This window comes from Novosphingobium sp. GW821-FHT09E05 (assembly GCF_059416165.1).
This window is the reverse complement of sequence record NZ_JBWKOQ010000004.1, coordinates 226,322-252,968: the sequence shown is the minus strand read 5'-3', so window position 1 is coordinate 252,968 and position 26,647 is coordinate 226,322. Positions and strand designations below refer to the sequence as shown.

Annotated in this window: 16 protein-coding genes; 2 read left to right on the top strand and 14 right to left on the bottom strand. The window is 68.3% G+C overall.

Going from position 1 to position 26,647, the window contains the following annotated elements:
- Window positions 1-6: 6 nt before the first annotated feature.
- Window positions 7-2,385, bottom strand: coding sequence for a TonB-dependent receptor (locus AC07M9_RS17090; RefSeq protein WP_494885322.1), 2,379 nt, complete (start codon window positions 2,383-2,385; stop codon window positions 7-9).
- A gap of 224 nt (window positions 2,386-2,609) precedes the next feature.
- On the opposite strand from AC07M9_RS17090, the gene AC07M9_RS17085 reads away from it, so the two are divergent.
- The gene (locus AC07M9_RS17085; RefSeq protein WP_494885474.1) at window positions 2,610-4,322 is read left to right on the top strand and encodes an arylsulfatase; all 1,713 of its coding nucleotides are present in this window, start codon (window positions 2,610-2,612) and stop codon (window positions 4,320-4,322) included.
- 65 nt (window positions 4,323-4,387) lie between these two features.
- On the opposite strand, the gene epsC is transcribed toward AC07M9_RS17085, so the two are convergent.
- The 13 genes from epsC to AC07M9_RS17020 all read right to left on the bottom strand — a co-directional run bounded on the left by epsC (window position 4,388) and on the right by AC07M9_RS17020 (window position 25,191).
- Window positions 4,388-5,368: a serine O-acetyltransferase EpsC gene (gene epsC / locus AC07M9_RS17080; RefSeq protein WP_494885321.1), complete on the bottom strand. Its 981-nt coding sequence runs from the start codon at window positions 5,366-5,368 to the stop codon at window positions 4,388-4,390.
- Between the two features lie 455 nt (window positions 5,369-5,823).
- The gene (locus tag AC07M9_RS17075; protein ID WP_494885320.1) at window positions 5,824-8,121 is read right to left on the bottom strand and encodes an NADP-dependent malic enzyme; all 2,298 of its coding nucleotides are present in this window, start codon (window positions 8,119-8,121) and stop codon (window positions 5,824-5,826) included.
- A gap of 198 nt (window positions 8,122-8,319) precedes the next feature.
- Window positions 8,320-10,524, bottom strand: coding sequence for a malto-oligosyltrehalose synthase (gene treY / locus AC07M9_RS17070; protein ID WP_494885318.1), 2,205 nt, complete (start codon window positions 10,522-10,524; stop codon window positions 8,320-8,322).
- A 5-nt stretch (window positions 10,525-10,529) separates the two neighbouring features.
- A complete protein-coding gene (treZ, locus tag AC07M9_RS17065) occupies window positions 10,530-12,245 on the bottom strand; it encodes a malto-oligosyltrehalose trehalohydrolase (RefSeq protein ID WP_494885316.1) in 1,716 nt (571 codons plus the stop codon).
- 8 nt (window positions 12,246-12,253) lie between these two features.
- Window positions 12,254-14,368 carry a glycogen debranching protein GlgX gene (gene glgX / locus AC07M9_RS17060; RefSeq protein ID WP_494885315.1) on the bottom strand — a complete coding sequence of 705 codons (2,115 nt, stop codon included), beginning with the start codon at window positions 14,366-14,368 and terminating at the stop codon, window positions 12,254-12,256.
- A 174-nt stretch (window positions 14,369-14,542) separates the two neighbouring features.
- Complete coding sequence (locus AC07M9_RS17055) at window positions 14,543-15,358, bottom strand: ferredoxin--NADP reductase (RefSeq protein ID WP_494885314.1); 816 nt, start codon at window positions 15,356-15,358, stop codon at window positions 14,543-14,545.
- A 6-nt stretch (window positions 15,359-15,364) separates the two neighbouring features.
- Window positions 15,365-15,808, bottom strand: a complete 444-nt coding sequence (locus AC07M9_RS17050) for a hypothetical protein (RefSeq protein WP_494885313.1) — start codon at window positions 15,806-15,808, stop codon at window positions 15,365-15,367.
- Window positions 15,809-15,823: 15 nt separating this feature from the next.
- A complete protein-coding gene (locus AC07M9_RS17045) occupies window positions 15,824-16,795 on the bottom strand; it encodes a DUF6607 family protein (protein WP_494885312.1) in 972 nt (323 codons plus the stop codon).
- 175 nt (window positions 16,796-16,970) lie between these two features.
- Window positions 16,971-19,304: a xanthine dehydrogenase family protein molybdopterin-binding subunit gene (locus AC07M9_RS17040; protein WP_494885311.1), complete on the bottom strand. Its 2,334-nt coding sequence runs from the start codon at window positions 19,302-19,304 to the stop codon at window positions 16,971-16,973.
- Window positions 19,301-20,287, bottom strand: a complete 987-nt coding sequence (locus AC07M9_RS17035; protein ID WP_494885309.1) for an FAD binding domain-containing protein — start codon at window positions 20,285-20,287, stop codon at window positions 19,301-19,303. The genes AC07M9_RS17040 and AC07M9_RS17035 overlap by 4 nt, the downstream gene beginning before the upstream one ends.
- Window positions 20,284-20,808 (bottom strand): 2Fe-2S iron-sulfur cluster-binding protein, encoded by a 525-nt coding sequence (locus AC07M9_RS17030; RefSeq protein ID WP_494885308.1) that lies wholly within the window; start codon window positions 20,806-20,808, stop codon window positions 20,284-20,286. Before AC07M9_RS17030 ends, AC07M9_RS17035 begins: the two co-directional genes overlap by 4 nt.
- A 226-nt stretch (window positions 20,809-21,034) precedes the next feature.
- Window positions 21,035-22,765 (bottom strand): alkaline phosphatase D family protein, encoded by a 1,731-nt coding sequence (locus AC07M9_RS17025; protein ID WP_494885307.1) that lies wholly within the window; start codon window positions 22,763-22,765, stop codon window positions 21,035-21,037.
- Between the two features lie 92 nt (window positions 22,766-22,857).
- Window positions 22,858-25,191 (bottom strand): TonB-dependent receptor, encoded by a 2,334-nt coding sequence (locus tag AC07M9_RS17020; protein ID WP_494885306.1) that lies wholly within the window; start codon window positions 25,189-25,191, stop codon window positions 22,858-22,860.
- A gap of 249 nt (window positions 25,192-25,440) precedes the next feature.
- Here AC07M9_RS17020 and AC07M9_RS17015 point away from each other — a divergent pair, with 249 nt between their 5' ends.
- Window positions 25,441-26,634 carry a glycosyltransferase gene (locus tag AC07M9_RS17015; protein ID WP_494885305.1) on the top strand — a complete coding sequence of 398 codons (1,194 nt, stop codon included), beginning with the start codon at window positions 25,441-25,443 and terminating at the stop codon, window positions 26,632-26,634.
- The last annotated feature ends 13 nt before the right edge of the window (window positions 26,635-26,647 follow it).

The window sequence follows — 26,647 nt, the reverse complement described above, 5'->3', positions numbered from 1 at the left end:
CTTGCCTCAGAACCTGGTCTTGAGGGTGACGCCGTAAGTGCGCGGATCGCCCAGCGTTCCGGTCACCGCGCCGGTGGTGCCCGCCGACAGGCTCAGGTAGTAGAGCTTGTCGGTGAGGTTGCGTGCCCAGAGCTGGATGTCGAGCACCCCGTCCAGCGCGCGCACGCCGATGCGGGCGTTGACCTGCGAATAACCGGGGATCAGCGAATAGCGCGAAAGGCTGGCGGTGGTGTTGAAGTCTGACCGGTAGCTGTAGTCCGCGCCGAGATAGACCTCGCTGTCGCGGCCCAGCACCGAGCCGACATCCTGCCGCCCCTCGCCGCCGGCCGAGGCGGCCCACCTGGAGACGCCGGGCAGGCGCCGTCCGCCGAGGTCGCAGGTAGTCTGGCCGGTGATCTCGATCGGGCAGGGCGCATTGGCGTAGTCCACGTACTTGGCATCGGTAAACGCGCCCGAGGCGTAGAGCGAGAGCCATGGCGCCGGATTGGCCCGCAGGTCGGCCTCGAAGCCGCGCGTGCGGACTTTGCCCACGTTGGTGAAGTACGACTGGTTGTTGCGGTCCACATCGACGACCGTGGTCTGGTAGTCGCTGTCGTCGGTCCAGAACGCGGCGAGGTTGGCGGTGAGCCTGTTGCCGAACCATGCGGTCTTCACGCCCAGTTCGTAGCTGTCGATGGTCTCGGGCTTGATGACCGGGTCGGCGGCATAGGCGCCGGTCGTCACGATGTTCGCGAGGTTGAGGCCGCCGAACTTGTGGCCGCGCCCGTAGGTCGCATAGACCAGCGCATCGGGCGTCACCTTCCACGACAGCGTCGCCGAGCCGGACAGGCGGCCTTCGCTGGTACTTGCCGAGTAGGAATTGGCGACGCCGTAGCGCGCGCGGATCGTGTTGGCGGCGGCCAGCTGCGCCGCGGTCAGTCCGTCGAGGCTGGCGCCGGAGGCGGTCTGTTCGAACCAGCCAGTCTTGGTCTCGTAAGTGTAGCGAAGCCCCGTCGTGAGGTCGATCGTCGGGGTGACGTGCCAGATCGTCTGCCCGAAGGCGGCATAGCTGTTCGTCACCGGGCGCGAATGCCCCAGGATCGTATAACCGTTGAGCGCGGCGGCAGCGGCGGTCTGGTCCACGCTCGGCGCCACGAACCATGCGGCGGCGTCGCTGCCATAGGCGTTCAGCGCTTCGGCATCGATCGACTGCCACAGGTAATAGAGGCCGGCGACGTAATCGACCTTGCGGGTGCCTTCCGAGGCGATCCGCAATTCCTGGCTGAACTGGCGCTGCTCGTTGCTCTGGTGGAAGTCGGAACCGGCATCGAGCCTGGTGGAATCGCCGTCGTTGTGCGGATACCAGTTCCACGCGCGGTAGGCGGTGACCGAGGTGATCGTGTTGCCCGGAATGTTCAGGTCCGCGATCGAAGTCACGCCCCACTGGTTCATCTTGTAGCGCGGATTGGCGTCGACATCGACCTGGCGGGCCGACGGGTCGATCGGCAGCGGCGTGTAGCCGGTCCGCGCGGCGCGGGCGTAGTAGTTGTTCGCGAAGGCGGCGCCGTTGTCATACTGCGTGAGCACGCCGGTGAGCACCGAGGCGGCCGTCTTCGAATGCTGGCGGCCGTAGTCGCCGATCAGCCGCAGCTTGAAGTTGCTGGCGGGCGTGAACAGCAGCTGCCCGCGCAGGCCGAAGTCGTGGTAGTCCTGCGTATCGCCGCCATCATAGCGGTTGGTCATGTAGCCGTCGCGGTCGGTCTTGGACACGTAGAGGCGCGCGGCCAGCAGGTCGTCCACCAGCGCGCCGCTGGCATAGGCGTGGACCTGCCGGAAATCGTAGTTCCCCACGGTGATGTCGCCGCCCGCTTCGGGTTCGAACGTGGGTGACTTGGTGGTGACGACGACGGCGCCCGCCGACGTGTTCTTGCCGAACAGCGTGCCCTGCGGCCCGCGCAGCACTTCGATGCGCTCGACGTCGGACAGGTCGAACACCGCCTGTCCCGGCCGCGCGAGGTAGACCTGATCGACGTAGACGCCCACCGCCGGCTCCAGACCATCGTTGTAGACCGAGACGTTGTTGCCCAGCCCGCGGATGTTGATGCTGGTGTTGCGCGGGTTGGTGTTGGTGACGACGAGGCTCGGCGTCAGCTGCTGCAGGTCGCGCAGGTTGTAGGTGCGCGTGGCGGCGAGCTGATCGCCGCTGAAAGCATTGGCCGCCACCGGCACGTCCTGGATGCGTTCGTTGCGGCGGCGTGCGGTGACGATGATGTCGAGGCCCGAGCCTCCGTCCGACCCGGCATCTGCGGCGGACGCGACGGGCGCTTCTTCGGCTTTGGCGGGGACGACAGCCAGCGCGCTCGACCCCAGCAGGGCGAGCGTGGTGGCACGCAGAATCGTGTTCATTCAAAAACCCTTATTGCAGGCGCGACCGGCGACCGGACGGCCGCTGAAAACTCAACTTTTTGAGTAGATAATTCATTTTTCGTCGCAACAAAGATTCTCTACTCGTTTGATAGACTAAATCTTTCTAGGCCCGCGCAGGCGCCGCCGCTAGGTCGTGCGTCCCCGCATAGCCATCAACGGAACCCGACGTGACCCGCAAGGCCGCCCTGATCGCCGCCGCTCTCATGAGCACCCTTCTGACCCGCCCCGCCGTCGCCCAGACGGCGCCGGCAGCGCCTTCCCCGGCGCCTGTCGCCGCGCCCGGAGCCGTGCGCGAGGCGGCGCGTCCCAACTTCCTGGTGATCGTCGCCGACGATCTCGGCTGGTCGGACCTAGGCGCCTTCGGGGGCGAGATCGTGACGCCGAACCTCGATGCGCTGGCGAGTGGCGGCGTGCGTTTCACCGGGTTCCACACCGCGCCCACCTGCTCGCCGACGCGCTCGATGCTGCTGAGCGGGGTCGACAACCACGAGGCCGGGATCGGCACCATGGTGGAATCGCGGCCAGCGGCGCTGGCTGCCCGCCCCGGCTACGAAGGCTATCTCAACGACCGTGTCGCCTCGATCGCGGAACTGCTCCAGCAGGGTGGCTACCGCACGCTCATGTCCGGCAAGTGGCATCTCGGCCTGACCGAGGATCGCGGGCCCGCGGCGCGCGGGTTCGAGCATTCCTATGCCTTGCTGCAGGGGCTGGGCAACCACTTCGGCGCGGATCAGGGCAGCGCCTGGAAGAAGTTCAAGGCGAACACCCTCTATCGCCAGGACGGCAAGTTCGTGCGTTTCCCCGTCGGGCGCTACTCGGCGGACCAGTTCGCCGACCAGCTGATCGGCTTCCTCGATGCCGGAGCGAACGACGGGCGGCCGTTCTTCGCCTACCTGACGTTCACCACGCCGCATTGGCCGATGCAGGCCCCGGCGGAAACGATCGCCAAATACAAGGGCCGTTACGACGCGGGCTACGAGGTCCTGCGCGCAGAGCGGCTGGAACGGCAGAAGAAGCTGGGCCTCGCCGCGCTCGACCAGAAGCCGCACCCGTTCGACGCCGTGAAGCCGTGGGACAGCCTGACGCCGGCGGAGAAGGCCATCGAGGCGCGCAAGATGGAAGTCTACGCCGCGATGGTCGACCGCATGGACCAGAATGTCGGGCGCGTCGTCGCCGAACTCAAGCGCACCGGACAGTACGACAACACGGTCATTCTCTTCCTGTCCGACAACGGCCCCGAAGGCAGCGAGATCGACGCGCCGTTCCAGGTCCGCACCATCGCCGGCGGCGCGAAGAAGCTGGGCATCGACAACAGCCTGGAGAACATCGGCAATGCCACGTCCTATGTCGGTTACGGTGCCGGCTGGGCGCAGGCCAACAGCTCGCCGTCCTGGCTGGTCAAGGGCTATCCCACCGAAGGCGGGACGCGGGTGACGGCTTTCGCCGCGGGTCGGGACGTCGTCGGCAACCGGATAGCGCGCGGGTATCTCAGCGTCACGGACATCGCCCCGACCCTGCTCGACCTCGCCGGGCTGACCCAGCCGGCGACGTTCAAGGGCCGCGCGATCCTGCCGTTCGAAGGGCACAGCCTGGTCCCGGTGTTCGCCGAGAAGGCGAGCGAAGTGCGCTCTCCGGGCGAACCGGTAGGCACCGAACTGTTCTATCGCCGGGCGCTGCGCAAGGGGGACTGGAAGGCCGTCTACCTGCCCACGAGCGGTTCGACCTACCCGCGCGACGGCGTGGGTGAGGGCAAGTGGCAGCTCTTCAACCTGGCGACGGACCCGGCGGAAAGCACGGATCTCGGACCCGATCATGCCGCCAAGCTGGCCGAACTGGTGGCCGACTGGGACCGGTACGCTGCGCAGAAGGGCGTGGCGCTGCCGGAAGCCGAGCCCGGCAAGCCGTCCGCGCCCTGACCGGCGCGGACCTGGTCGGAAACCGGGCATCGCCGAGGTTCATGGTGCGGTGATCTACGAGCCGCTCAGTGCGATCCCTGTTCACCCTGGGGGCGGATGACGAGGTTCTGCTCGCGCGCCTGGAACACGCGGCTGAGCGGCGGAACGTCGTGGGTCAGCCAGACATTGCCGCCGATCTCCGACCCCGCGCCGATGGTGACGCGGCCGAGGATCGTCGCCCCGGCGTAGATCACCACGTCGTCCTCGATCACCGGATGGCGCGGCAGCGCCTTGATGAGCGCGCCGGAAGCTTCGGCCGGGAAGTTCCTCGCGCCCAGCGTCACCCCCTGGTAGATGCGCACGTTGTCGCCGATGATCGCGGTTTCCCCGATGACCACGCCGGTGCCGTGGTCGATGAAGAAGCCCTTGCCGATCTGCGCGCCGGGATGGATGTCGATCCCGGTGCGCCCGTGCGAGATCTCCGAGATGATCCGCGCGACCAGCGGCGCGCCTTCCAGATGGAGGGCATGGGCCAGCCGGTAGTGGATGATCGCCAGCAGCCCGGGATAGCAGATCAGCACCTCGTCGAGGCTGCGCGCGGACGGGTCGCCCCGGAACGCGGCCTCGATGTCGATGTCCAGCAGCTGGCGGATTTCCGGCAACTGCCGGGAAAGGCAAAGCACCACGCGCGTCGCGCCCTGCTCGATGGTTTCGCCCTCGGCCTCGTCGAGCGTGTACGTCAGTTCGAGCCGCAGCTGCGCATGGAGCCGGCTCAACGCGATCTGGAGCGTCTGGGTGACGAACAGGTCCTCGTTGTGCAGGCGCACGAAGTCGGGGCCGAGGCGCAGCGGGAAAAGGGCCCCGCACAGTTCGTCCATGACTTTGGCCAGCCGCACCCGCGAGGGGAAGCTCTCCACCCCGTACTCGGCGTGATGGGTGTTGGTCTGCCGCCAGTCGCGGCGGATCTGCGCGAGTTCGCGCACGATCCCCTCGACGTTCCAGAAGTCCGCATCGTTGTCGTTGCCGGACCCGGAGGGGTCGGTGGACGGGTCGGGCGCCGTGGTCATGCTGCAGGTCCCCCGATACCGATCATCCTCATGCGCTGGCTCCCGGATCCGTCAGCCAGCATAAGTCCGCGCTCGCGGCTTGGTTGCGATGAGCGGGGACGAAGGGCGCAAGATGGCGTCTGCATGGATATCGTGGGCTTCATGATCGTGAGGAACCCGGCAGCGCTACCGCCCGATGGCGTGCGGTCACGCCCCCAGGTTCCTGATGGGGACGATATCTCAACTAAATTAGTAGTAAAATACGGTCAAGCGAGGCCTGGAGCCCGCCGGCGAAGAAAACGTGGTGGGCGGCGAAGATCGGCTTCGTCGGTGCGGACACGCAATGGTGCCGCGAAGGCAGGCCGCGCGCTTTCGCCCTTACGTCGTCCTTGCGGGGAACAGGCGCCCCGCCATGCAGAACGGTACGCACCGCCCTGCATGGCTTCGCTTCGCCTGCGAGGGCGAGGCGTGGAAGATCAGACCGCCGAACGCGCGTCGTTCAGACGGGCCGCGCTCTCCTCGACCCCGCTCACCGCGATGCTCGTCAGGTTGAGGATGCCGCGCGCGGTGACGCCCGGTGTCAGCACATGGATGGGCTGGGCGAGACCCAGCAGCATCGGGCCGATGGTCGGCGAACTGGACGAGGCGGACAGCGCCGTCAGCGTGATGTTCGCCGCGTCCAGGTTGGGCATGACCAGCAGGTTGGCCGCGCCTTCGAAGCGGCTGTCGGGCACCAGCTTGTCGCGCAGCGCCTGGCTGAGCGCGGCGTCGGCGTGCATTTCACCGTCCACCAGCAGGTCCGGCGCGACCGCGCGCACCATCGCGGCGGCGGCCCGCATCTTGCGCGCGCTGGGGCTGTGCGACGAGCCGAAGTTGGAGTGCGAGAGCAGCGCCACGCGCGGCTCCAGCCCGAAGCGGCGCACGGCGGCGGCGGCCAGCACGGTCATCTCGGCGACCTGCTCGGGGGTGGGATCGGGGACCATGTGGGTGTCGGTGATGAACAGCGCGCCCGCATCGAGGATCAGGCCCGACAATGCGTAGACCCGGCCGTGCGGCTGCGTGCGGTCGATGATGCGCAGGACATGTTCGACCTGGCCCCAGTACTCCGAGTTGCCGCCGACCAGCGCCGCATCGACCTTGCCGGTGCGCAGCAGCATGGCGGCAGTGACGGTCGGGCGGCGGTGCGTGTGGCGCAGCACTTCGGCGGCGGGCACGCCCTTGCGGGCGGCGATGGCGCGGTAGGCCTCGACCAGTTCGCCCATCAGCTCGTGATCGGTCTCGGGATCGACGACGTCGACATCCTCGTCGAGCTTGAACTGCAGGCCGAGCTGGGGAAGCTTCTGTTCGAGGATGCGGCGGCGCGCGACGAGGGTCGGGCGGACCATGCCTTCGTGCAGGGCGTCCTGCACGGCGCGCAGCACGCGGTCGTCCTCGCCCTCGCCGTAGGCGACGCGCTTGTGGGCGCCGCGCGCGGCCTGGAACACCGGCAGCATGACCTGCGCCGAGCGCGTGTTGAGGCTGGCCAGCGAGCGCCTGTACTCGTCGAGGTCGATGGTCCGGGTGGCGACGCCGCTTTCGATCGCGGCCCGGGCGACGGCCGGCGCGATCTCGGCGATCAGGCGCGGGTCGAACGGCGTGGGGATGATGTACTCGGGGCCGAATACCAGGCGGCGCCCGCCATAGGCCTGCGCCACGCTGTCATCGGCGGGCACGCGGGCGAGGGCGGCGATCGCCTCGGCGGCGGCGGCCTTCATCGCCTCGTTGATCTGCGTCGCGCCCACATCCAGCGCGCCGCGGAAGATGTAGGGGAAGCACAGGACGTTGTTGACCTGGTTCGGGTAGTCCGAGCGGCCGGTGGCGATGATCGCGTCGGGACGGATCTCGCGGGCGATCTCGGGGCGGATTTCCGGCTCGGGGTTGGCGAGCGCGAAGATCAGCGGGTTGGGCGCCAGCAGCGGCAGCCACTCGGGCTTGAGCACGCCGGGGGCGGAGAGGCCGAGGAACACGTTGGCGCCGGGCAGGACCTCGGGCAGCGTGCGCGCGTCGGTCACGCGGGCATAGCGCGCCATGTTCGGCAGCATGCCCTCGCGCCCGGCGTGGATGACGCCGTCCTTGTCGGTCATGGTGACGTGATCGACGGGCAGGCCCATCGTCACCAGCAGGTCGACGCAGGCCAGCGCGGCGGCGCCCGCGCCCGAAGTCACCAGGCGCGCCTCGGACAGCGGGATGCCGCGCAGCACCAGCGCGTTGCGCACGGCGGCGGCGACGACGATGGCGGTGCCGTGCTGGTCGTCATGGAACACCGGGATGTTCATGCGCTCTTTCAGCGCGGCCTCGATGGCGAAGCACTCGGGGGCCTTGATGTCCTCGAGGTTGATGCCGCCGAAGGTGGGCTCGAGCAGGGCGACCGCGTCGATGAACTTCTGCGGGTCGGTGGTGTCGACCTCGATGTCGAAGACGTCGATGTCGGCGAACTTCTTGAACAGGACGGCCTTGCCTTCCATCACCGGCTTCGAGGCCAGCGCGCCGATCGCGCCGAGGCCGAGCACGGCGGTGCCGTTGGTGATGACAGCGACGAGGTTGCCGCGCGCGGTGTAGTCCAGCGCCTTGGACGGATCGGCCGCGATCTCCAGGCAGGGCGCGGCGACGCCGGGGGAGTAGGCGAGCGCGAGATCGCGCTGGTTGACCATGCGCTTGGTCGGCTCGATGGCCAGCTTCCCGGGGCGCGGGAGGAGGTGATAGTCCAGTGCCGCGCGGCGGAGGTTCTCGTCCATGTCCAGTCCTGTCTTCCAATGGCCAGTGCTCGATCGGCCGCGCATCGCCTTGGCGATCGGCCAGCGCCGTGCCCCCAAACACGGTTACGCCGCGCTTGTCGAGACGCGAGGCGATCAAATCGCCGATCCGGAGCAACTTGGCACGCGCATGCACGGAACAACTCGGGAACAGAAACGAAGCGGACGTGCTGGAGAAGCCTACTGAAGCATCAACCTGTCGTCGCGGCCAGCGAGCAGGTCCCGGCTCGGCACGAGGGGAATCTCCAAGGCGAACGTCTGGCCCTGCCATTCGCGCTCGACGAGGAGGGCGTCGCCCCGGTCCGTCAGCCGGTAGCTGCCCCGGGCGAACAGCTCTGGCGCGGCGCGGCGGCGGGCGAGCAGGTCGCGGGTCAGTGCCAGCTTGGTGCCGCCGGTCCGTGGCAGGTCGTCCCAGGCGACCGGGCGGCGGTTGTCCGGGTCGGTGAGCGCGACGGCGAGCCCCTCGGTGCCCTGGTAGATATCCGGGATGCCCGGCGCGGTGAGCTGCAGCGCGACCTGTGCGAGCACGATCGTCTCGACTGCAGCGTCGAACCCGCCAGCGATTTCGCCGGATACCTGGCGATGAAGCGCCAGGGCGAGGGCGGTGACAGCGCCTTCCGCCGCTTCGTCGGGCGCTTCGTGACGGGAGAGGTCCTTGGCCTCGCGCAGGGCCTTGGCGATATGGGCGGCGATGCGCTCCTCCGCCTCGTCCTGCCCGCGCAGCATCAGCGCGGTCTGGAGCGCGTAGAGGCCCCAGCGCTCGGGCAGACCGGCGGCGCGCGCCTGATCGCGGGCATCGCGGTAGAGCGCCTCGGCGACCTCGGGGAAATGGCTGAGCGCCACCAGCACCGCGCGGGCGTCCGCCGATCGCTTGGTATCGTGAGTCGAAAGCGCGTCCAGCGCGAGCGGGGACTGCGCGGCGCGTGCCGAGAGGATCGCCGCGAACCCGGCGGCGTCAAGCGGTTCGAGGTCGGGCTCGGAGCCGACTTCGCAGAACGGCAGGAAGGCGACGCTGCGGAAGAACACGGTGTCCTCCTCCGACTTGGCGGTGAGCGCGCCGGTCAGCTGCTCGAAACGCGCGGCGAAGGCGCGGGCGAGCGGGTCGTCGGGGGCACGCAGCAGGCCGAGCAGGGCGCGCGCCGGGGCTTCCGAACCCGCCACGGCGTCTGCCACCAGCGGCGCAAGCGGCGCGAGGTCGGCAGCGTAGGAGCGGTAGACCGGCCACGCCGTCGCCAGTCGGGCGATTGCGTCGGACAGGGCGGGGCGCGCGGTGTCCGTGGCCGCGAGCGCGGCCATCGCCGCATCGGTCACGCGCGCCAGTTCGGGTACGAAGACCTGTTCGAGCAGTTCGCGCCGGACCTTGCGGACTTCCTGCGCGGTCGACGGGACCGCGCCCTTCGCCGCCGAGCGCATCGCGGCGAGGCCTGCGGGTGCGGTCAGCAGGCGGGTGACGGGGCCCATGAACTCGTAGCCGCTCATGCCCTGGACCGGCCACGAGGAGGGCATCGCCTCGCCCGGCTTAACGATCTTCTCGATCCAGACGGGGAGGTCGCCCACCGCACCGCGCAGCCAGCGCATGTAGCCGCCGGGCCGCGCTAGGCCGTCGACATGGTCGACCCGCAGGCCCTGGATGCGCCCGGCCTCGACCTGGTCGAGAATCCAGCGGTGCGTGAGCGCGAAGACCTCCGGGTCCTCCTGCCGCACGCCGATGAGGTCGGTGATGTTGAAGAAGCGGCGGTGGGCGATGAGGCCGGCATCGCCGCGCCAGTCCCCCAGCGACCAGTGCTGCTCGGCCAGGAGGGCATCGAGAGTGGCGGCATCGAGTGATCTCGAATCATTCGAAAGATCGCGGGATAAGTCGCTATCCCGCAAAGGATATTCCCGATCGTATACATTCAACGCCGGGGTTTGCGGAGTGCCGGCGAAAGCGATATGGCCATCCGCGAGCAGCTCCCCCAACGTGCCGTCGAGCACCGGGAAATGGATGCGCGCGCCCGCTCCGATGCGGGGCCAGTCGATGTCGAACACCGAGGCATAGCGGCTGTCCCGGCCATGGCGCATGACGTCGGCAAGCCATGGGTTCTCAGGTGTGAAGGCCATGTGGTTGGGCACGATGTCGATGACGATGCCGATGCCCGCCGCCTGGGCCGCGTCGCTCAGCCGCTCGAACGCCGCGTCGCCGCCTATCGCCGGGTCGATGCGGTTGGGGTCGATCACGTCGTAGCCGTGGGTCGATCCGCTCGCCGCATGGAACGGCGGGGCGAGGTAGAGGTGGCTGACGCCCAGTTGCCCCAGCCACGGCAGCAGGTCGCGCGCCCGGTCGAGGTCGACCCCGCAGCGAAGCTGGAGGCGGTATGTGGCGATGAGGGTGGGGGCACAAGGCATCGGCGTCACTCCGGGGAAAAGGCGGCCGAAAAGGCGAAGGGGCTCGATGCGTCGGTCAGTTTGAAGAAGCTGTCTGGACGCGGCTCGAAAGCGCCTGAAGTCTCTCCCAGCCTGAGGTGGAGGCTCAGCGTTCCGGGCGCAAACGACCACCGGGCGGTGATGCCGGCGCCGTTTCTCGAAACTTTCGAGATCGGGTGGGGGTTGCGGGCGAGCAAAGGCACGATGTGCCGCGCGCGCTGCGCCAGAAGGCCGTGGACGAATTGCGCGTGCTCGTTCTGCTCTCCCCGCGCAGGCGCGCCGATCCGGGATGCGACGAAAGTGTCTTTTGCAATGGGATCAGGAACCTCACTGCCAAAGCTGCTAAATCGCGCGAACTCCTGCGCGCGGCCCTTGCGCACAGCTTCGGCAAGGTCGCCCGAGAAGTCGGCGAAGAACAGGAACGGCGCGTCGGTGAGGAATTCGTCGCCCATGAACAGCATCGGCACGAAGGGGGACAGCAGCGTCAGCGCGGTGGCGACGCGCAGGGCGTGGCGGTCTTTGGTCAGGTGATGGAGGCGTTCACCCTGCGCGCGGTTGCCGACCTGGTCGTGGTTGCCGAGAAAATTGATGAAGGCCGTGTTCGGTAGTCCCGCCGACCGCTCGCCGCGCGGCTCGCCGTTGATCCGGGACTGGCCCTGTTCGACGTAGCCATCGGCAAGGGCGGTGGCGATGTCGGCTATCGGATCGACGGCGAAGGGGGCGTAGTAGCTTTCGTCCTCGCCGGTCAGCAGGCAGTGGACGGCGTGGTGCCAGTCGTCGTTCCAGGTGGCGTCGAAGGCCGCCTCGGGCGTGAAATAGCGGGCGAGGTTGCGCTCGTCCTCGGTGACGAGATGGACCGGGCGGTCCCAGTCGCGGGCGCGGATGCGCGTGCCCAGTTCGTCGAGGAAGTGCGTTTCCGAGTGGTCCTCGATCGCGTGGACGGCATCGAGGCGCAGCCCGTCGAAGCGGTATTCCTCGAGCCAGTACAGGGCGTTGGCGATGAAGAACTCGCGCACTGCGGGCGTTTCGAAGGCGATGCCATCGCCCCAGGGCGAGGAACGCTCGGCGTGGAAGAAGGCCGGGCACCATGCGCCGAGGTAATTCCCTGCGGGTCCGAAGTGGTTGTAGACTACGTCGAGCAGGACCCCCATGCCCAGGTCGTGCGCCGCATCGACGAACCTGCGCAGGTCTTCGGGCGATCCGTAGGCCGGGTGCGGGGCATAGGGCAGCACGCCGTCGTAGCCCCAGCCGTGGTGGCCGTCGAACTGGGCGACGGGCATCAACTCGATCATCGTGATGCCGAGTTCGCACAGGCGCACAAGCTGGCCGCTGGCGGCCTGGAGCGTGCCCTCCTCGGTGAAGGTGCCGAGGTGAAGCTCGTAGACGACCGCCTCGTGCCAGGGCCGGCCGCCCCACCTCGCCCGCCATGCGAAGGCCGGATCCACCAGTTGGGAGGGGCCGTGAACGTCGCCCGCCTGCGCGCGCGCGGCGGGATCGGGGTAGGCGGTATCGTCGATGACCCAGCGGTACGAATCCCCGGGCTTCGCATCGGCCTCGAGCTGCCACCAGCCGTCTCCCCGCGACTGCGCGGGCAACGCCGTGCCGCCCAGTTCCACCGCCACCTTGGTCGCATCCGGCGCCCAGAGACCGAAGCGCCAGCGATCGGCCCCGATCGGCCGCGCGCCCCATTCGGCACCATCCATCGCCACGCTCAGACCGGACGGAACAGGCAGACGCTGCCGGGCGAGATCGCCGCGGTCTCGCTGGCGATCGGCTCCGAGGTGAACGGATCGTCGCGCGCCGTGTCGAGCACGCGCACCCAGCGGTCCGCGCCGTTGCCGCTCGGCAGAGTGAAGTCGAGGCCGTCGCCGGCGTTGACCACCGCGAACAGCGGCCGCCCGCCGTCCAGAAAGACCTCGCGCGCCGAATAATCGACCATCATGCCGAGCACCTTGAGGCCCGGCTGCTCCCACAGATCCGCATCCATGGCGCGGCCGTCGGGCTGGAACCAGGCGACTTCCACGCGCTCGTTGTCGCTCGCGTCGCCCTGCAGGAAGTTCTCCTGGCAGAGCACCGGGAACTGGTGGCGCAGGGCGATCATCTTCGTGCAGAAGTCGAAAAAGCCGTCGTCACGGCCGGGCCAGTCGATCCAGCCCAGTTCGTTGTCCTGGCAGTAGACGTTGTTGTTGCCCTGCTGGCTGTTGCCGATCTCGTCGCCGGAAAGCAGCATCGGCACGCCCTGGCTGATGAGCAGTGTGGCCATCATCGCGCGGCGGCGGCGGGCGCGGGCGGCGTTGATCCCGGCGTCCTCGGTCGGCCCTTCGGCGCCCATGTCGTCGGAGATGTTGTTGTCGTGGCCGTCGGCCCCGCCTTCGCCGTTCGCCTCGTTGTGCCGGTCGTTGTACGAGACGGTGTCCATCAGGGTGAAGCCGTCGTGCGCGGCGAGGAAGTTGATCGAGCTGGTGGCGCCGCGGTCGGAGTGGTTGAACTGGGTGGGCGAGCCGATCAGGCGCTGGGCGATGTCGCCGACCAGACCCTCGTCGCCGCGCCAGAAGCCGCGCGCATCGTCGCGGAACTTGTCGTTCCATTCGCGGAACGGGTGCGGGAAGCCGCCGACCTGGTAGCCGCCGCGGCCCACGTCCCACGGCTCGGCGATCAGCTTGACGCCGCCCAGGATGGGGTCCTGGCGGATGGCGTCGAAGAAGCCGCCCTCGCGGTCGAAGCCTGCCGCCTCGCGGCCGAGGGTGGAGGCAAGGTCGAAACGGAAGCCGTCGACATGCATGACCTGGACCCAGTAGCGCAGGCTGTCGAGCACCATGCGCATGACCATGGGATGCGCCACAGCCAGAGTGTTGCCGGTGCCGGTGGTGTCGAAGCTGTAGCGCGCGTTCTCGGGGCTCAGCAGGTAGTAGCTGGCGTTGTCGAGGCCGCGGAAGCACATCGTCGGCCCGCGTTCAGAGCCTTCGGCGGTGTGGTTGTAGACCACGTCCATGATGACCTCGATCCCCGCCTTGTGGAACCGCTTGACCATGTCCTTGAACTGCGTGATCGCCCGGGGCGCCACGTCGCCGCTGCGCAGGAAGCGCGGCTCGGGCGCGAAGAAGCCGAGGGTCTGGTAGCCCCAGTAGTTCGACAGTCCCTTGTCGAGCAGCATGCGGTCGTCGAGGAAGAACTGGCAGGGCAGCAGCTCGATCGCGCTGACGCCGAGCTTCCTGAGGTGGTGCAGGATCGGCTCGCTGGCCATGCCCTCGTACGTGCCGCGCAGCGCCTCGGGCACGTCGGGGTGGGTCATGGTGAGGCCGCGCACATGGGCCTCGTAGACCACGGTCTCGGTCCAGGGGCGGCATAGCGTCTTGTCGCCCTCCCAGTCGAAGTCGGGGTCCTGGACCACGCTCTTGACCATGAACGGGGCGGAATCGCGCTCGTCGAAGGTGGTGTCGTCCTCGGTCGTCAGGTCGTAGCCCCAGAGCGCGTCGTCCCAGCGGATCGCGCCGGAAACTTCGCGCGCATAGGGGTCGAGCAGCAGCTTGTTGGGGTTGAAGCGGTGGCCGCGCTCGGGCTCGTAGGGGCCGTGGGCGCGAAAACCGTAGAGCTGGTTGGGCTTCACGCCCGGCACGTAGCCCGTGAACACCGAGCCTTCGCGTGAGGGCAGTTCCATGCGCGAGACTTCGGTTTCGCCGTCCTCGCTGAACAGGCACAGCTCGATGGCTTCGGCGTTTTCCGAGAACACGCCGAAGTGGGTGCCGTGGCCGGTGAATTCGGCGCCCAGCTCGTGGATCAGCCGCTCGGGTTTGGCGAAGGAAAAGCTGGCGGACCCCTGCGACATCGTGATGCTCCTGCTGGCACGGCGCCGGTGGAGACCGGCGTTTGCGTGATGCTGCAGGTGCTAACTCATGTCGGGGGTGGGCGTTCCCGAGGCGGTGCACCGGGGCGTTGGATGTGGAAGAAACGGGCGTGACGCGACCCTCCCCGTCACGAAGCGACGGGGAGGGTCTGCGCCTCAGCCGACGAAGGCGCGCTCGATCACGAAGTCGGCGGGCTTGTTGTTCGAGCCTTCATGGAAGCCCATGCCTTCGAGCATCGCGGCGATGTCCTTGTTCATCGCCATCGAGCCGCAGAGCATGACGCGGTCGATCGCCGGGTCGAGGCGGGCCTCGCCGGGGATGCCTTCGAACAGGCGGCCGTTCTCGATCAGGGTGTTGATGCGGCCGGTGGTGTGGAACTCCTCGCGCGTGACGGTGGGCACGTAGTGGAGCTGCAGCAGCGCCTGGTCCTCGACCAGCGGGTCGCCGGCGAGCTGGCTTTCCAGTTCCTCGCGGAAGGCAAGGTCGGCGACGGTGCGGACCGAGTGGACCACCACGACCTGCTCGAACATCTCGTAGACGTCGGGGTCGCGGATCAGCGAGAGGAACGGGGCGAGGCCGGTGCCCGAGCCGAACAGGAACAGGCGCTTGCCGGGCGAGAGCGCGTCGGTCACCAGCGTGCCGACCGGCTTGCGGCCGAGGTAGATCTGGTCGCCGGGCTGGATCAGCTGCAGCTTGGAGGTCAGCGGGCCGTCCTCGACCTTGATCGAGAGGAATTCGATTTCCTCGGCCCACGACGGGCTGGCGATCGAATAGGCGCGCAGCAGCGGCTTGCCGTTGTCGCCCTGGAGGCCGATCATGATGAACTCGCCCGAGCGGAAGCGGAACGAGGCCGGGCGGGTGATCTTGAAGCTGAAGAGGTGCTCGTTCCAGTGATGGACCGACAGCACGGTTTCCACGGTCAGGGCGCCGGTCGGCTCAAGCACGGCCGCTTCGGCCTTCACGTCGGTCATCAAACTCTAGTCCTCGATATTATGCGGGGCGATCAGGGCGATGCCGAAACCGGCTATGGTCATCGCGGCACTGGCGCGGGACATGGCCTGGGCGACCGCCGCTACGGTGTCGTCCGGCACGATATGCGCCAGAGTCGCACGTACGTTCTCGCGGCGCCCTATACCGACGTCGCGCCAAAGTGCAAGCAGCATGGCTTCGTGCTCGGCGATGCGGCTGCATCCCATTGGCGCGAGCAGCAGCCGCTCGAGCGCCCGGCGGCTGAGCAGCGACATCGCCATGTGGAAGTCGGGGAGCACCGTGGCCGCGTTGAAACCGGCGAAGGCGCGGCTCAGCGACTGGGCGGGGCAGCTGCCCTTGGCGGCGGAATGGACCCAGCCGCGCATGCCCCACAGGAGGAAGCGCCCGTCGTTGTCGAGCTCGGTGACGGGACGGTCGATAAAGTCGTACACGGCGACGCTCCTGCGTTACGGCTTGCGGGTGTTCTCGTCGATCAGCCTGCGGGCGGCAGCGGCGGCCCGGGCGGTGGTGGTCTTTCCGGCGCGGATTTCCTCGGCGAGGTCCATCAGGCGGCCGCTGATGACGGTGCCGGTGTCGGCCTGCTCGGTCACCGCGATGCCGCCGTTCGCCTCGGCCACGTGCGCCCACTCGTCGCGGACCTGTGCCCAGTAGTCCTTCGTCGCGGCCCAGTAGTCGTCGGCGGCCTTCACGTCGTAGCCGTCGAAGCGGGTATAGGTGTTGAGTACGTATTCCTGGACGATGGGGACGAGCTTGCCGTCCCTGAGGCCCAGCTTGGTGTTGTCCTGCCAGTGGACCCAGCCACCCGGCGTGGGCTGGTGGCGGTTGATCGAGAGGTAGCGATCGTAGACCGGGTTCCTCACCGCGTCGCGGCGGGCAAGCGGACGCCAGGTCCAGCTGGAACGCCAGCGGCGCACGCCGCCCTGCGTCTCGAACTGGCCCCAGCCGCCGTAGCGCGGGGAATCGTCGACCTGGAACACCGTCTGCGACCAGCGGCCGGCGCGCAGTTTCTCGGGTACGTCCTCGAACTTCCAGCTATTGCGATCGACATAGGCGAGCACGCGGGCGGGCTCGTAGTCCCAGTCCTGGCGCCAGTGCTTGATGACCATGGCCTGGCCTTCGTGCTCGACCACCAGCAGATGCTGGAGCACGATATGACGGCCGGTGTCCTCGACCACCCGGACGACTTCGTTGCCGCCCGAGATCTTGCGTTCCAGCGGGGTATAGTCGGCGGCCCAGGGCGTCGCTTCCTGCATGTCGAAGCGCACCTTGTAAGTGCCCGCCATGGCAAGAATGTCGGCCCGGTCCTGCTCGAACCCTGCGGGGATGGGCGCGACGATTGGCGGATGGGCCAGCGCCGGGCTCGCCGCCATGGCGAAGGCCAGAAGACCGGCGACAAGGAACTGAGTAATGCGGTTCATGATATCGATGGCCAAGTTACGCTATTGCGAAGCAATCGCAGAAATGCCTTCTGCCGGTCCGGGGCTAGGCCGTCAACCCTTCTCGCGGCAGGCGAGAAGGGGAAGGTTGAACGCAATTGCCCGGCCATACGTGGGCCGCGCGGGGTAGCCGGCGCGGCCCTCGTCGGGTTCCACCCTACAAGAGCTTGTCCAGCGTGATCGGCAGGTCACGTACGCGCTTGCCGGTGGCGTTGTAGATTGCGTTGGCGACGGCGGCCGCCGTGCCGGTGATGCCGATTTCACCGATGCCGCGCGCGCCCATGGGGGTGTGCGGATCGGGGATGTCGGTCCAGATCACGTCGATCTCGGGCACGTCCATGTGGACCGGCACGTGGTATTCCGAAAGGCTGGGGTTCATGACCCGGCCCTTGCGCTCGTCGAACTGCGTCTCCTCCATCAGCGCGAGGCCGAGGCCCATGATGATGCCGCCGCGGAACTGGCTGGTCGCGGTCTTGGGGTTGAGGATGCGCCCGCAGTCGAAGGAGCCCAGGAAACGACTGACGCGCGGCTCTCCGGTCACGGTGTTGACGCGCACTTCGCAGAACATCGCCGCGTGGCTGTGCATCGACCAGTGCTGGAGTTCCAGCGGCATCGGCGCTTCCGCCTCGGCGCTGACCGAGGCCTGCGCGGCGCGGCCGAGGATCGAGGCGTAGCTCTCGTGTCGCTCGGGTTCGTCCCGTTTGCACAGGCCCGCGTCGCGGCTCACCACGTCTTCGGGCTTGAGGCCGGCGAGGGGGGAATCGTTGCCTGCCAGCTTGAGCAGGTCCTTCACCAGCACGCCATGCGCGGCGATGACGGCCGCGCCGATGGAGGCGGTCTGCTGCGAACCGCCCGCCAGCACCACGCCGGGAAGCGTGGAATCGCCGTAGTTGAAGGTCACTTCCGCCATCGACAGGCCGAGCCGGTCGGCGGCGACCTGGGTCTGCGCGGTCGCGGTGCCCATGCCCATCTCGTGCGCGGCGATGTCGACCACGGCATGGCCGCCCGAAGTGATGGTGATGCGGGCCGCGCCGCCGGGCATGCGGTAGTAGGGGTAAGTGCCGGTGGCGCACCCCATGCCGACCAGCCACTCCCCGTCACGGGTGGCGCCGGGCACTGGGCTGCGCCTGTCCCACCCGAACCGCTCGGCACCGGAGCGCCAAGCCTCGACCACGTTGCGCGAGGAGAAGGGCAGCCCCGTGGTCGGGTCCTTCTCCGGTTCGTTGCGGATGCGCAATTCGATGGGATCGAGCCCGAGCACCTCGGCCAGTTCGTCCATCGCCGATTCGAGCGCGAAGGTGCCGACCGCCTCGCCCGGCGCGCGCATGAAGGTGTTGGCGAGCATGTCGAGCTCCACCGCCTGCACGTCCAGCTTGAACGTCTCCGAAGCGTAGAGGCTTTTCGTCGCGACGATGAACGGTTCGGCCATCATGTTGCTGGCGGTCTTGGCAGTGGTGCCCGAGTGGACCAGCGCTTGCAGCCTGCCGTCGCGGTCGGCGCCCAGCGCCACCCGCTGCTCGGTCTGCGAGCGGCCGCCGACGATCCGGTACACCCCCTCGCGCGACAGCACGAGGCGGACTGGACGCGCCGCCAGCTTCGCCGCCATCGCCGCGAGGACCTGGTGCTGCCACAGGCACTTGCCGCCGAACCCGCCACCCACGAACGGCGAGGTGATGACCACCTTGTCCTCGGAAATGCCGAACATCCGGCCGATCGACCAGGCGGTATGCGCCACCAGCTGCGAGGCATCGTGGATGCGCAGGGTATCGTCGTCCCAAGCCGCCGTGACGGCGTGGAGTTCGATGGCGTTGTGGTTGTGGCGCGGCGTGCTGTAGCGCGAGTCCACGCTTGCCGGCGCCCGGGACAGCGCCGCGTCCGCATCGCCGACCTCCAGATGCAGCGGCTCTCCCATGAACACGGCGGTGCGGCTGCCCGCTGCCCTGGCCTCATCGAAATCGATGAGCGCCCGCTCGGCCCGGTAGACGAGATGGACGAGCGAGCTGGCGTGATCGGCCTGTTCCTGCGTCTCGGCGAGGACGACGGCCACCGGCTCGCCGTTCCACCGGATCACGTCCTCCTGCATCACCGGCAGGTCGTCGCCGCCCGCCGCCTTCGAACCGGACAGGAAGACCGGCGGGGGAGAAATGCGCGGGGCGTTGAGATAGGTCATCACCAGCACGACGCCGGGCGACGCTTCGGCCGACGCGGCGTCGACCTCAAGTATCCGCCCCTTGGCGATCGGGCTGAAGACCAGTGCGGCATAGAGCATGCCCTCCATCGGGAACTCCGCGGCGAACGGCGCCGCGCCCGATACCTTGAGCGGGCCGTCGATGCGCGAATGGGGCCGGCCGACGTGTCCATGCCGCAGGGCGATCAGCGGGTCGGGCTCTCCCCCCGGAATCCAGCTGTCGGGCGCCAGGGCGACGGCCTTGCCCATCGCGCCCTGGACCGCGCCCTGCAGGAGGTCCTTGGCGTCCTTGAGGATGCTCATGCCGTCTCTCCCGCCAGTTCGCCGAGCACGGCGGCGAGGGTCCGCCGTGCGAGTTCGATCTTGAAGCCATTGCCGGCAAGCGCCCGGGCATCGGCCAGTTCCGCATCGGCGGCCGCGGCGAAGGCCGCCGCGCCGGGCGGCCGGCCGCGCAGGACTTCCTCCGCCTTGAACGCGCGCCACGGCTTGTGCGCCACGCCGCCCAGCGCAATGCGGACGTCGCGGATCACGCCGTCCTCGATATCCAGCGCCGCCGCCACCGAGACGAGCGCGAAGGCGTAGCTCGAGCGGTCGCGGACCTTGCGGTACGTGGAGCGCGCGGCGAAGGGCAGGGGGGGAAGTTCGACTGCGGTGATCAGCTCGCCGGGTTCAAGCAGGGTGTCGACATCGGGGCGGTCCCCAGGCAGGCGGTGGAGGTCCGCCACCGGGAAACTGCGCTCGCCATGATTTCCGTTCAGATGAACCACGGCGTCCAGCGCGGCGAGGGCGACGGCCATGTCCGAGGGGTGAACCGCCACGCAGGACGGCGATGCGCCGAGGATCGCATGGTTGCGGTTGAAGCCTTCCAGCGCGTCGCATCCCTGACCGGGCAGGCGCTTGTTGCAGCGCGATACCTCGCTGTCGTAGAAATAGGCGCAGCGGGTGCGCTGGAGCAGGTTGCCGCCCACCGTCGCCATGTTGCGGATCTGCGCGCTGGCCCCGGCAACGATGGCGCGGGACAGCGCGGGGTAGCGGCTGCGGACCGCGCGGTGCTCGGCCAGCGCGGTATTGCGCACGCCGGCGCCGATCAGGAGCCCGCCGCCGGGCAGTTCCTCGATGGCGCGCGAAAGGCCGGTGACGTCGACGAGCGCGCTGGGCCGCTCGATCGTCTCGCGCATCAGGTCGACGAGATTGGTGCCGCCACCAAGATAGCGCGCGCAGGGCACCGAACCCTCGCGCAGGGCGTCGGCGAGGTCGGCGGGGCGGGAATAGGTGAATGGGGTCATTCGGCGGCCTCCGCCTGCATTTCGGCAGAGGCGAAGGTTTCGGCGATGGCATCGACGATGCCGTTGTGCGCGCCGCAGCGGCACAGGTTGCCGCTCATGCGTTCGCGCAGTTCGTCGTGGCTGAGCGCGATGGTTCCGGCCATGAGGTCGCCGGTGACGTGGCTGGGGACGCCGCGCGCGATTTCCTCTGCCATGCCGATCGCCGAGCAGATCTGGCCTGGCGTGCAGTAGCCGCATTGGAATCCGTCGTGCTCGATGAAGGCGACCTGCAGCGGATGGAGCGCGCCGGGCGTGCCGATCCCCTCGATCGTGGTGATCGAGCGCCCCTCGAACTGCACCGCAAGGGCAAGGCAGGAAAGGATGCGCTCACCGTCCGCCAGTACCGTGCAGGCCCCGCACGCCCCCTGGTTACAGCCCTTCTTGGTCCCGGGCAGGTGCAGGTCCTCGCGCAGAAGGTCCAGCAGCGACACGCGCGGATCGAGCGGAAGTGGCACGGCATTGCCGTTCACGGTGATGGTCATGGATCAGCCTTGCAGTCGGCGGGCTTCCGACGCGCCATGGCCCGCTCGAGATGTTCAACGCCATACCATTGATTTAGTGCCGGGACATCCGTTCACTTGTACCGCCAAGCGGCGGATTGATCGTGTCTGTCGCCCAAACCTCGTCGTTCCCGCGAAGGCAGGGACGACGGATCGGCGGGGGTGAAGCGATCGGGGGGCAGCACAAGCCCCGGGGCCGCCCGCAACCTCAGGCGAGGCGGACCTGTTTCCCCGCGCGCTCGAACCTGTCCTCGCGGATCACCCTAGCGGTGTAGCTGCGCGACAGGATCGTGCTCACCGCGACGAAGCTGGCGGTGCCCCGCTCCCGGCCGAACTGCACGCGCACATAGCCCTGGTGCATGTTGTCGGTCCAGACCACCTCGGGCATGTGATCGGCATAGGCCTTGTCGAGCGTCACCGACATCTCGGGGCCGAAGCCGCTTTCGATGAAGTCGCCGGGCGAGGAGATGCCCGCGGTGCCGAACTCGATGCCGGCCGGGCGGCCCTTCGCATCAGCGAGGTCGTTGGTCCAGAAGCTGTGGCTGTCGCCCGAGAGGAACACGAGGTCGCCGGCCCCGGCGCGGCGCGAGAGGTCGTAGAATTGCTCGCGCGCCCAGGGGTAGCCGCCCCAGGCGTCGGTGTAGTCGGGCAGGCCCCAGCGGCCGCGCCAGGCCAGCGAGACGTGGGGGTCCATGGCGAGCTTGAACATCTCCTCCTTGGTCTTGGCGGCGGCGAGCTTGGGGAAGGGGTCGGGCAGGATGCCGAGCCTGGCGAGGTCGGGCACGTCGAGGCGGCCGATCACCATCGGACAGCCGATCACGCGCCAGGGCTGGCCGTCCTTGACCGACCGGGCCAGCGCGGTTTCGAGGTCGGCTTCCAGCTCGGGCGAGATGATCGGGCGGTTCGGCGCCCCCAGCACGTCCTTGCGGAAGTGTTCGGCCGAGGCGTCGTCGACGATCTGCCCCGCGTAATCCATGTATTCGATCTGCTGCGCGCGGGCCGTGTGGCGGGTTTCCAGCGTATGCAGCAGGGCGAGGTCGCCGAAGCTGTAGGCGCGCCAGAACTGCGCGCGGGTGCGGCCCTTGACGGCCAGCCACTCGGGCTCGCGCACCGGCATCCACTCGTAGTAGGCGCGGATCGAGGCGGCGCGGCGGGCCTGCCAGTCGCCCTCGGTATCGGGCTGGTGGTTCTGCGCGCCGCCGGTCCAGGGGTTGTTGGCGCTCTCGTGGTCGTCCCAGCAGGCGAGCAGGGTGTGATGCGCGTGCATCGCCTGCGAGCCGGCGTCGGTCTTGTACTGGGCATGGCGGATTCTGTAGTCCGAGAGCGTGACGATCTCGTGCGCGGGGGAATGGGCGCGGCCGATCTTGGCCGCGACGGTCTCGCCCCAGCCGTCCTTGCCGCCATATTCGTAGATGTAGTCGCCGGTGTGGAGCACGAAGTCGATCGCGGGGTCCTGCGCGATCGCGTCGTAGGCGTTGAAGAAACCGAAGGCGTAGTTCGAGCACGAGGCCAGCGCGATGCCCAGCTTGTCGAGCCTGCCCTCGGGTAACGTCCGGGCGCGGCCGATCTGCGACACCGCCTTGCCGAGCAGGAAGCGATAGTAGAACGTGCCGCCGGACGGCAGGCCGGTGGCAAGAACCTTCACGGTATGGTCGCGGTCGGCGCCCGTGGTCATGGTGCCGGACTTCAGCACCTTCCTGAAGTCGGGCGAGGCGGCCAGTTCCCAGCGGACCTCCTGCGCGCCCTCGGCCTCGACGCGGGTCCACAGCACCACACTCGACGCGTCCGGATCGCCGGCGGCGACACCGTGGCGGAACACCGGGTTTACCGCCGCGGCGGCGAGCAGTGCCGAGGGCATGGCCAGCATCGCCGCGGTTCCTGCCAGGCCGGCGAGCAGCGCGCGGCGGGAAACCTGGGTCTTGCGGAGGATGCTGGTCATGGGTGCGTCCCTTGTCGGTGTTCGTGAAGATAGACGGGCGGACCGGGCCTTTAAGGCTCCGGCCCGCCCGGCAGGCGTTCAGGCGAGGGCGATCAGAAGTCGGCTGTGACGCTGAACACGGCGGTGCGCGGCGTGCCGATCCAGGCGTAGTTCCCCGAGATGCCGCCGAGGTAGTCCTCGTCGGTCAGGTTGGTGATGTTGAGCGCGAACTGCAGCGACTTGAAGTGATCGCTCAGTGCCTCGCCCTTCACCGCCACCGAGAGGTCGGTCAGGAAGTAGTTCTTCGAGACCCACGAGTTGTCGGCATCGACGAAGCGGTTGCCGGTGTACTTGCCGGTGACGCCGAGGGTGACGGGGCCGTAGTTGTAGGTGCCCGACAGCACCCACATGTGCTTCGGAATGCCCGAGACGCGGTTGCCGGCGGTGACGCCCTGCTCCGCGTCGAGTTCGGCATTGCCGGTGCCGCGATAGGTGGCGTCGATGTAGGTGTAGGCGCCGTAGAGGCTCAGGCCATCGACGGGGCGGACGTTGGCGAGGATTTCGAAGCCCTCGGAGTCGATGCCGCCGGCGTTGAAGAAGCGGCCGTCACCTTCGCTGAGGTAGTCCGGGCCGGCCGAGGTGGAACTGGGCACGAAGATCACCTGGTTGGAGAACTTGCTCTTGAACCAGGTCGCCGAGGCGTTGAAGATCGGGCTGGCGTAGCGGACGCCCGCTTCCCAGTTCTCGGCGGTTTCCGGCTTGATGTCGGCGATGGCGTCGGCACTGTACTCGAGCAGGTTGTCGGTGAGCGCCTTGAAGTTCTCCGAGTAGCCGCCGAACACGTCGAGACCGGCCAGCGGCTCGACCTTGACGCCGCCGGACCACAGGATCTTCGACTTCGACTTGGTCTTGAGGTTGTCGGTTTCGCCGAACAGGTCCTCGCGGTCGATGTGGTTGATGAACTGCTTGCCGCCGATGTTGGCCGTCACCGGGCCGACGACGATCTGTTCCTCGACGTACCACTTGAAGGTGCTCTGCGGATACTTGCGGTCGTACTGCGTCCAATAGGGATCGGCGTCGTAGGCCGGGCCGACGCGGGTGTCGGTGATGTGGTGCCAGTCGCGCCATTCGCGGCGGTGCGCGTCCTCGTACCACAGGCCGCCGCGCAGGGTGTTCTCGATCGAACCGAACTGTGCGTTCCACGCCGCATCGGCGGTGCCGCCGAGGCGGTCCTTGCGGTAGTGGGTGTGGCGATAGGACTGCTGCCACAGGAAGTTGGCGGTGGTGGTCGGGTTGACCGCCTGTCCGGCGGCGTTGGTGGCGTAGTAGACCGGCGTGCCCGAACCGGCGGGCAAGGTGGCCCACCAGGCGGGCGTGCCCTTGACCGAACCGCCCGAGATCTCGCTCTGCGCGCCGGTGCCGTCCTGGATCACGTCGACGATGTAGGGCGGCGCCCAGTCACCGCGGCCGGCCATGTCGTGGTAGTAGATCGAGCCCTTCAGGTCGAGCTGGTCGGCGATCGTGGTCTCGGCCTTGACGTAGCCGAAGAAGTTCTTGCGCTTGGTGTTCCAGACCTGACGATAGTTCTGGTCGGCCGCCGGCACGCCGGTCCACACGCCGACAAGCGCGTCGGAATGCGGGCTCGCCGCGTACTGCTCGGGCGAATACATCTGGTCGTAGTTGCTCTCGAACGCATCGTCGTAGCTGGCGTAGCCGCTGATCCTGACCGGCGTGTCGATGACGAACTTGCCCGAGAAGGTGTCGCGGTAGTTCTTCGCCGAGCCTTCCATCCAGTCGGTGGCTTCCTGATGCGCGTAGGAGAACCATGCCTTGGCAACGCCGCCGATCAGGCCGGTGTCGACGCGGCCGTAGTAGCGGCGCGCCTCGTAGTCGCCGACCGAACCCTGGACGCGCACGTTCAGCTCGTCCCTGGGGTCCGAGGTCACGAAATTGATCGTGCCGCCCAGCGCCTCGTTCGAGCGCGAGGCGATGTCCGCGGTCCCCTGGAAGACTTCGACGGTGGCGATGTTGGCGCTGTCGACGAAACGGTTCGCCTTCGAGCCGCCGCCGTAGCCCGAGCCGCCGTTGGGCAGGCCGTCGATGGTCAGGCCGACCTGCTGGGTGTCGAGGTTGGTCTGGTAGCCGCGGATCGAGTAAGTGGTCGACCAGTCGTCGAAACCGTAGGCGTCGCCCTCGTTGACCTGTACGCCGGGCAGGGTACCGATGAGGTCGATGGCGGCGGCGATCGGCGACTTGTCGTCGAGCAGCGTCTCGTCGAGCGCGGCGTTGTTGTAGGTGGTGCGCTGGCCGGTGACGACGATGGCGTCGGCGTCAGCGCTGTAGTCGGCGGCGTCGGCCGCGTCGTCGGCGAAAGCGGGCGTGCTCGCGGCGATGGCGGCAAGGCTTGCGCCGAGGATGACGAAATTACGGTATGAAGTGGTGCGCATGGCTGAAACCCCCTGTGCCAAATCTTTGTGCGACGCAGCATCTGGGCGCGAATTTTGACGCGGTGCAGACAGTTCAGAGACAACGCGCAGTCACTTTGGTGACCAAAGATAGACAATGATCTGACGAATTGGGCCGCGTCGCGGCCAATGCATTGATCCGTGGCGTTTCGATGGCAGTTGCATGTCGGGCAAAAGACCGCCGGAGCCACCGTCACAAACGCGAAATCATCGATCCATAGATCGCGGGGCGTGACGAACCGACCTCTCAGGATTGCCATACCCATACACAGCCTGGAGCCGGGCGGGGTGGAGCGCGTCGCGCTGGGCCTGGCGACGCGCTGGCGGGGTGCCGGTCATGACGTGACCATTGTGCTCGGCCGGTCGGGCGGCTCGAGCCTCGGCAGCGTGCCACCGCTCGACTACTGGAGCATCCCTACCCGTCTTTCGACACGCAGCTGGCAGACCCCGTGGATGGTCCATAGTCTTTACAGCTTCCTCCTCGAGCGCCGGGCGGACCTCGTGTTCTTTCCGGGCAACACCTACGCCGTTCTTGCCGCCGCGATGAAGGCGTTGCTCGGCCAGCATGCGCCGCCGATGGTGCTCAAGGTCAGCAACGCGCTCCACCGGCCCGACATGGGGCAGCCGATGCGCACGGGCTACGGCGCCTGGCTGCGCGTGCAGGGGCGCCTGTTCGATTCGGTCGTCGCGCTTTCCGAGCCGATGCGCCGCGAGGTCCGCGAACTCATGCTGGCCGAGCGCCGGCAGGTCAGCGTCATCGCCAACCCGATACTGACGCGCCAGCGGCTGATCCAGCTCGGCCGGATCAAGCGCCGCCCGCCCTCGGCCTGGGGCATGCGCTATCTCGCGGCGGGGCGGCTCGTGCCGCAGAAGAACTTCCCGATGCTGCTGCGCGCCTTCGCGGCGGCGGGACGGCCCGAGGACACGCTTACCATCGCCGGCGAAGGCCCGGACCGTGCCCGCCTCGAAGCGCTGGCGCAGGGATTGGGCATCGCCGGGCAGGTCCATTTCGCCGGCCACGTCGCCAGCATCGACCCCTTGCTCGCCCATAACGACGCGCTGGTGCTGAGTTCGGACTACGAGGGCCTTCCCGGCGTCGTCGTCGAGGCGCTGGCGGCGGGCCTGCCGGTCCTCGCCACCGACTGCTGCGTCAGCATGGCCGCCATCGTCGAGCACGACCGCACCGGCCTGGTCGTCCCGCCGGGCTGCATCGACAGCTTCGCGCGCGGACTCGCGGCACTGCGCCAGATGCGCGGCGATCCCGTCCGCGCCCGCGCCACCGCCGCGCACTACGAGGTCGAGGCGGCCGCCGACCGCTACATCGACCTGATGCACGAGGTCATCCGGCGTCGCGACGCCGACCGCAGGCTCGGCCTCACGCTCAGCACGCTCGCGCCCGGCAGCACGCTGCGCCGGTTCCAGTAGCCCCCGCACCATT

Bases quoted from the DNA above. Each gene is read 5' to 3' on its own strand.
- AC07M9_RS17090 (WP_494885322.1), bottom strand. From the start codon at position 2,385: ATGAACACGATTCTGCGTGCCACCACGCTCGCCCTGCTGGGGTCGAGC.
- AC07M9_RS17085 (WP_494885474.1), top strand. From the start codon at position 2,610: ATGAGCACCCTTCTGACCCGCCCCGCCGTCGCCCAGACGGCGCCGGCA.
- epsC (WP_494885321.1), bottom strand. From the start codon at position 5,368: ATGACCACGGCGCCCGACCCGTCCACCGACCCCTCCGGGTCCGGCAAC.
- AC07M9_RS17075 (WP_494885320.1), bottom strand. From the start codon at position 8,121: ATGGACGAGAACCTCCGCCGCGCGGCACTGGACTATCACCTCCTCCCG.
- treY (WP_494885318.1), bottom strand. From the start codon at position 10,524: ATGCCTTGTGCCCCCACCCTCATCGCCACATACCGCCTCCAGCTTCGC.
- treZ (WP_494885316.1), bottom strand. From the start codon at position 12,245: ATGGATGGTGCCGAATGGGGCGCGCGGCCGATCGGGGCCGATCGCTGG.
- glgX (WP_494885315.1), bottom strand. From the start codon at position 14,368: ATGTCGCAGGGGTCCGCCAGCTTTTCCTTCGCCAAACCCGAGCGGCTG.
- AC07M9_RS17055 (WP_494885314.1), bottom strand. From the start codon at position 15,358: ATGACCGACGTGAAGGCCGAAGCGGCCGTGCTTGAGCCGACCGGCGCC.
- AC07M9_RS17045 (WP_494885312.1), bottom strand. From the start codon at position 16,795: ATGAACCGCATTACTCAGTTCCTTGTCGCCGGTCTTCTGGCCTTCGCC.
- AC07M9_RS17040 (WP_494885311.1), bottom strand. From the start codon at position 19,304: ATGAGCATCCTCAAGGACGCCAAGGACCTCCTGCAGGGCGCGGTCCAG.
- AC07M9_RS17035 (WP_494885309.1), bottom strand. From the start codon at position 20,287: ATGACCCCATTCACCTATTCCCGCCCCGCCGACCTCGCCGACGCCCTG.
- AC07M9_RS17030 (WP_494885308.1), bottom strand. From the start codon at position 20,808: ATGACCATCACCGTGAACGGCAATGCCGTGCCACTTCCGCTCGATCCG.
- AC07M9_RS17025 (WP_494885307.1), bottom strand. From the start codon at position 22,765: ATGACCAGCATCCTCCGCAAGACCCAGGTTTCCCGCCGCGCGCTGCTC.
- AC07M9_RS17020 (WP_494885306.1), bottom strand. From the start codon at position 25,191: ATGCGCACCACTTCATACCGTAATTTCGTCATCCTCGGCGCAAGCCTT.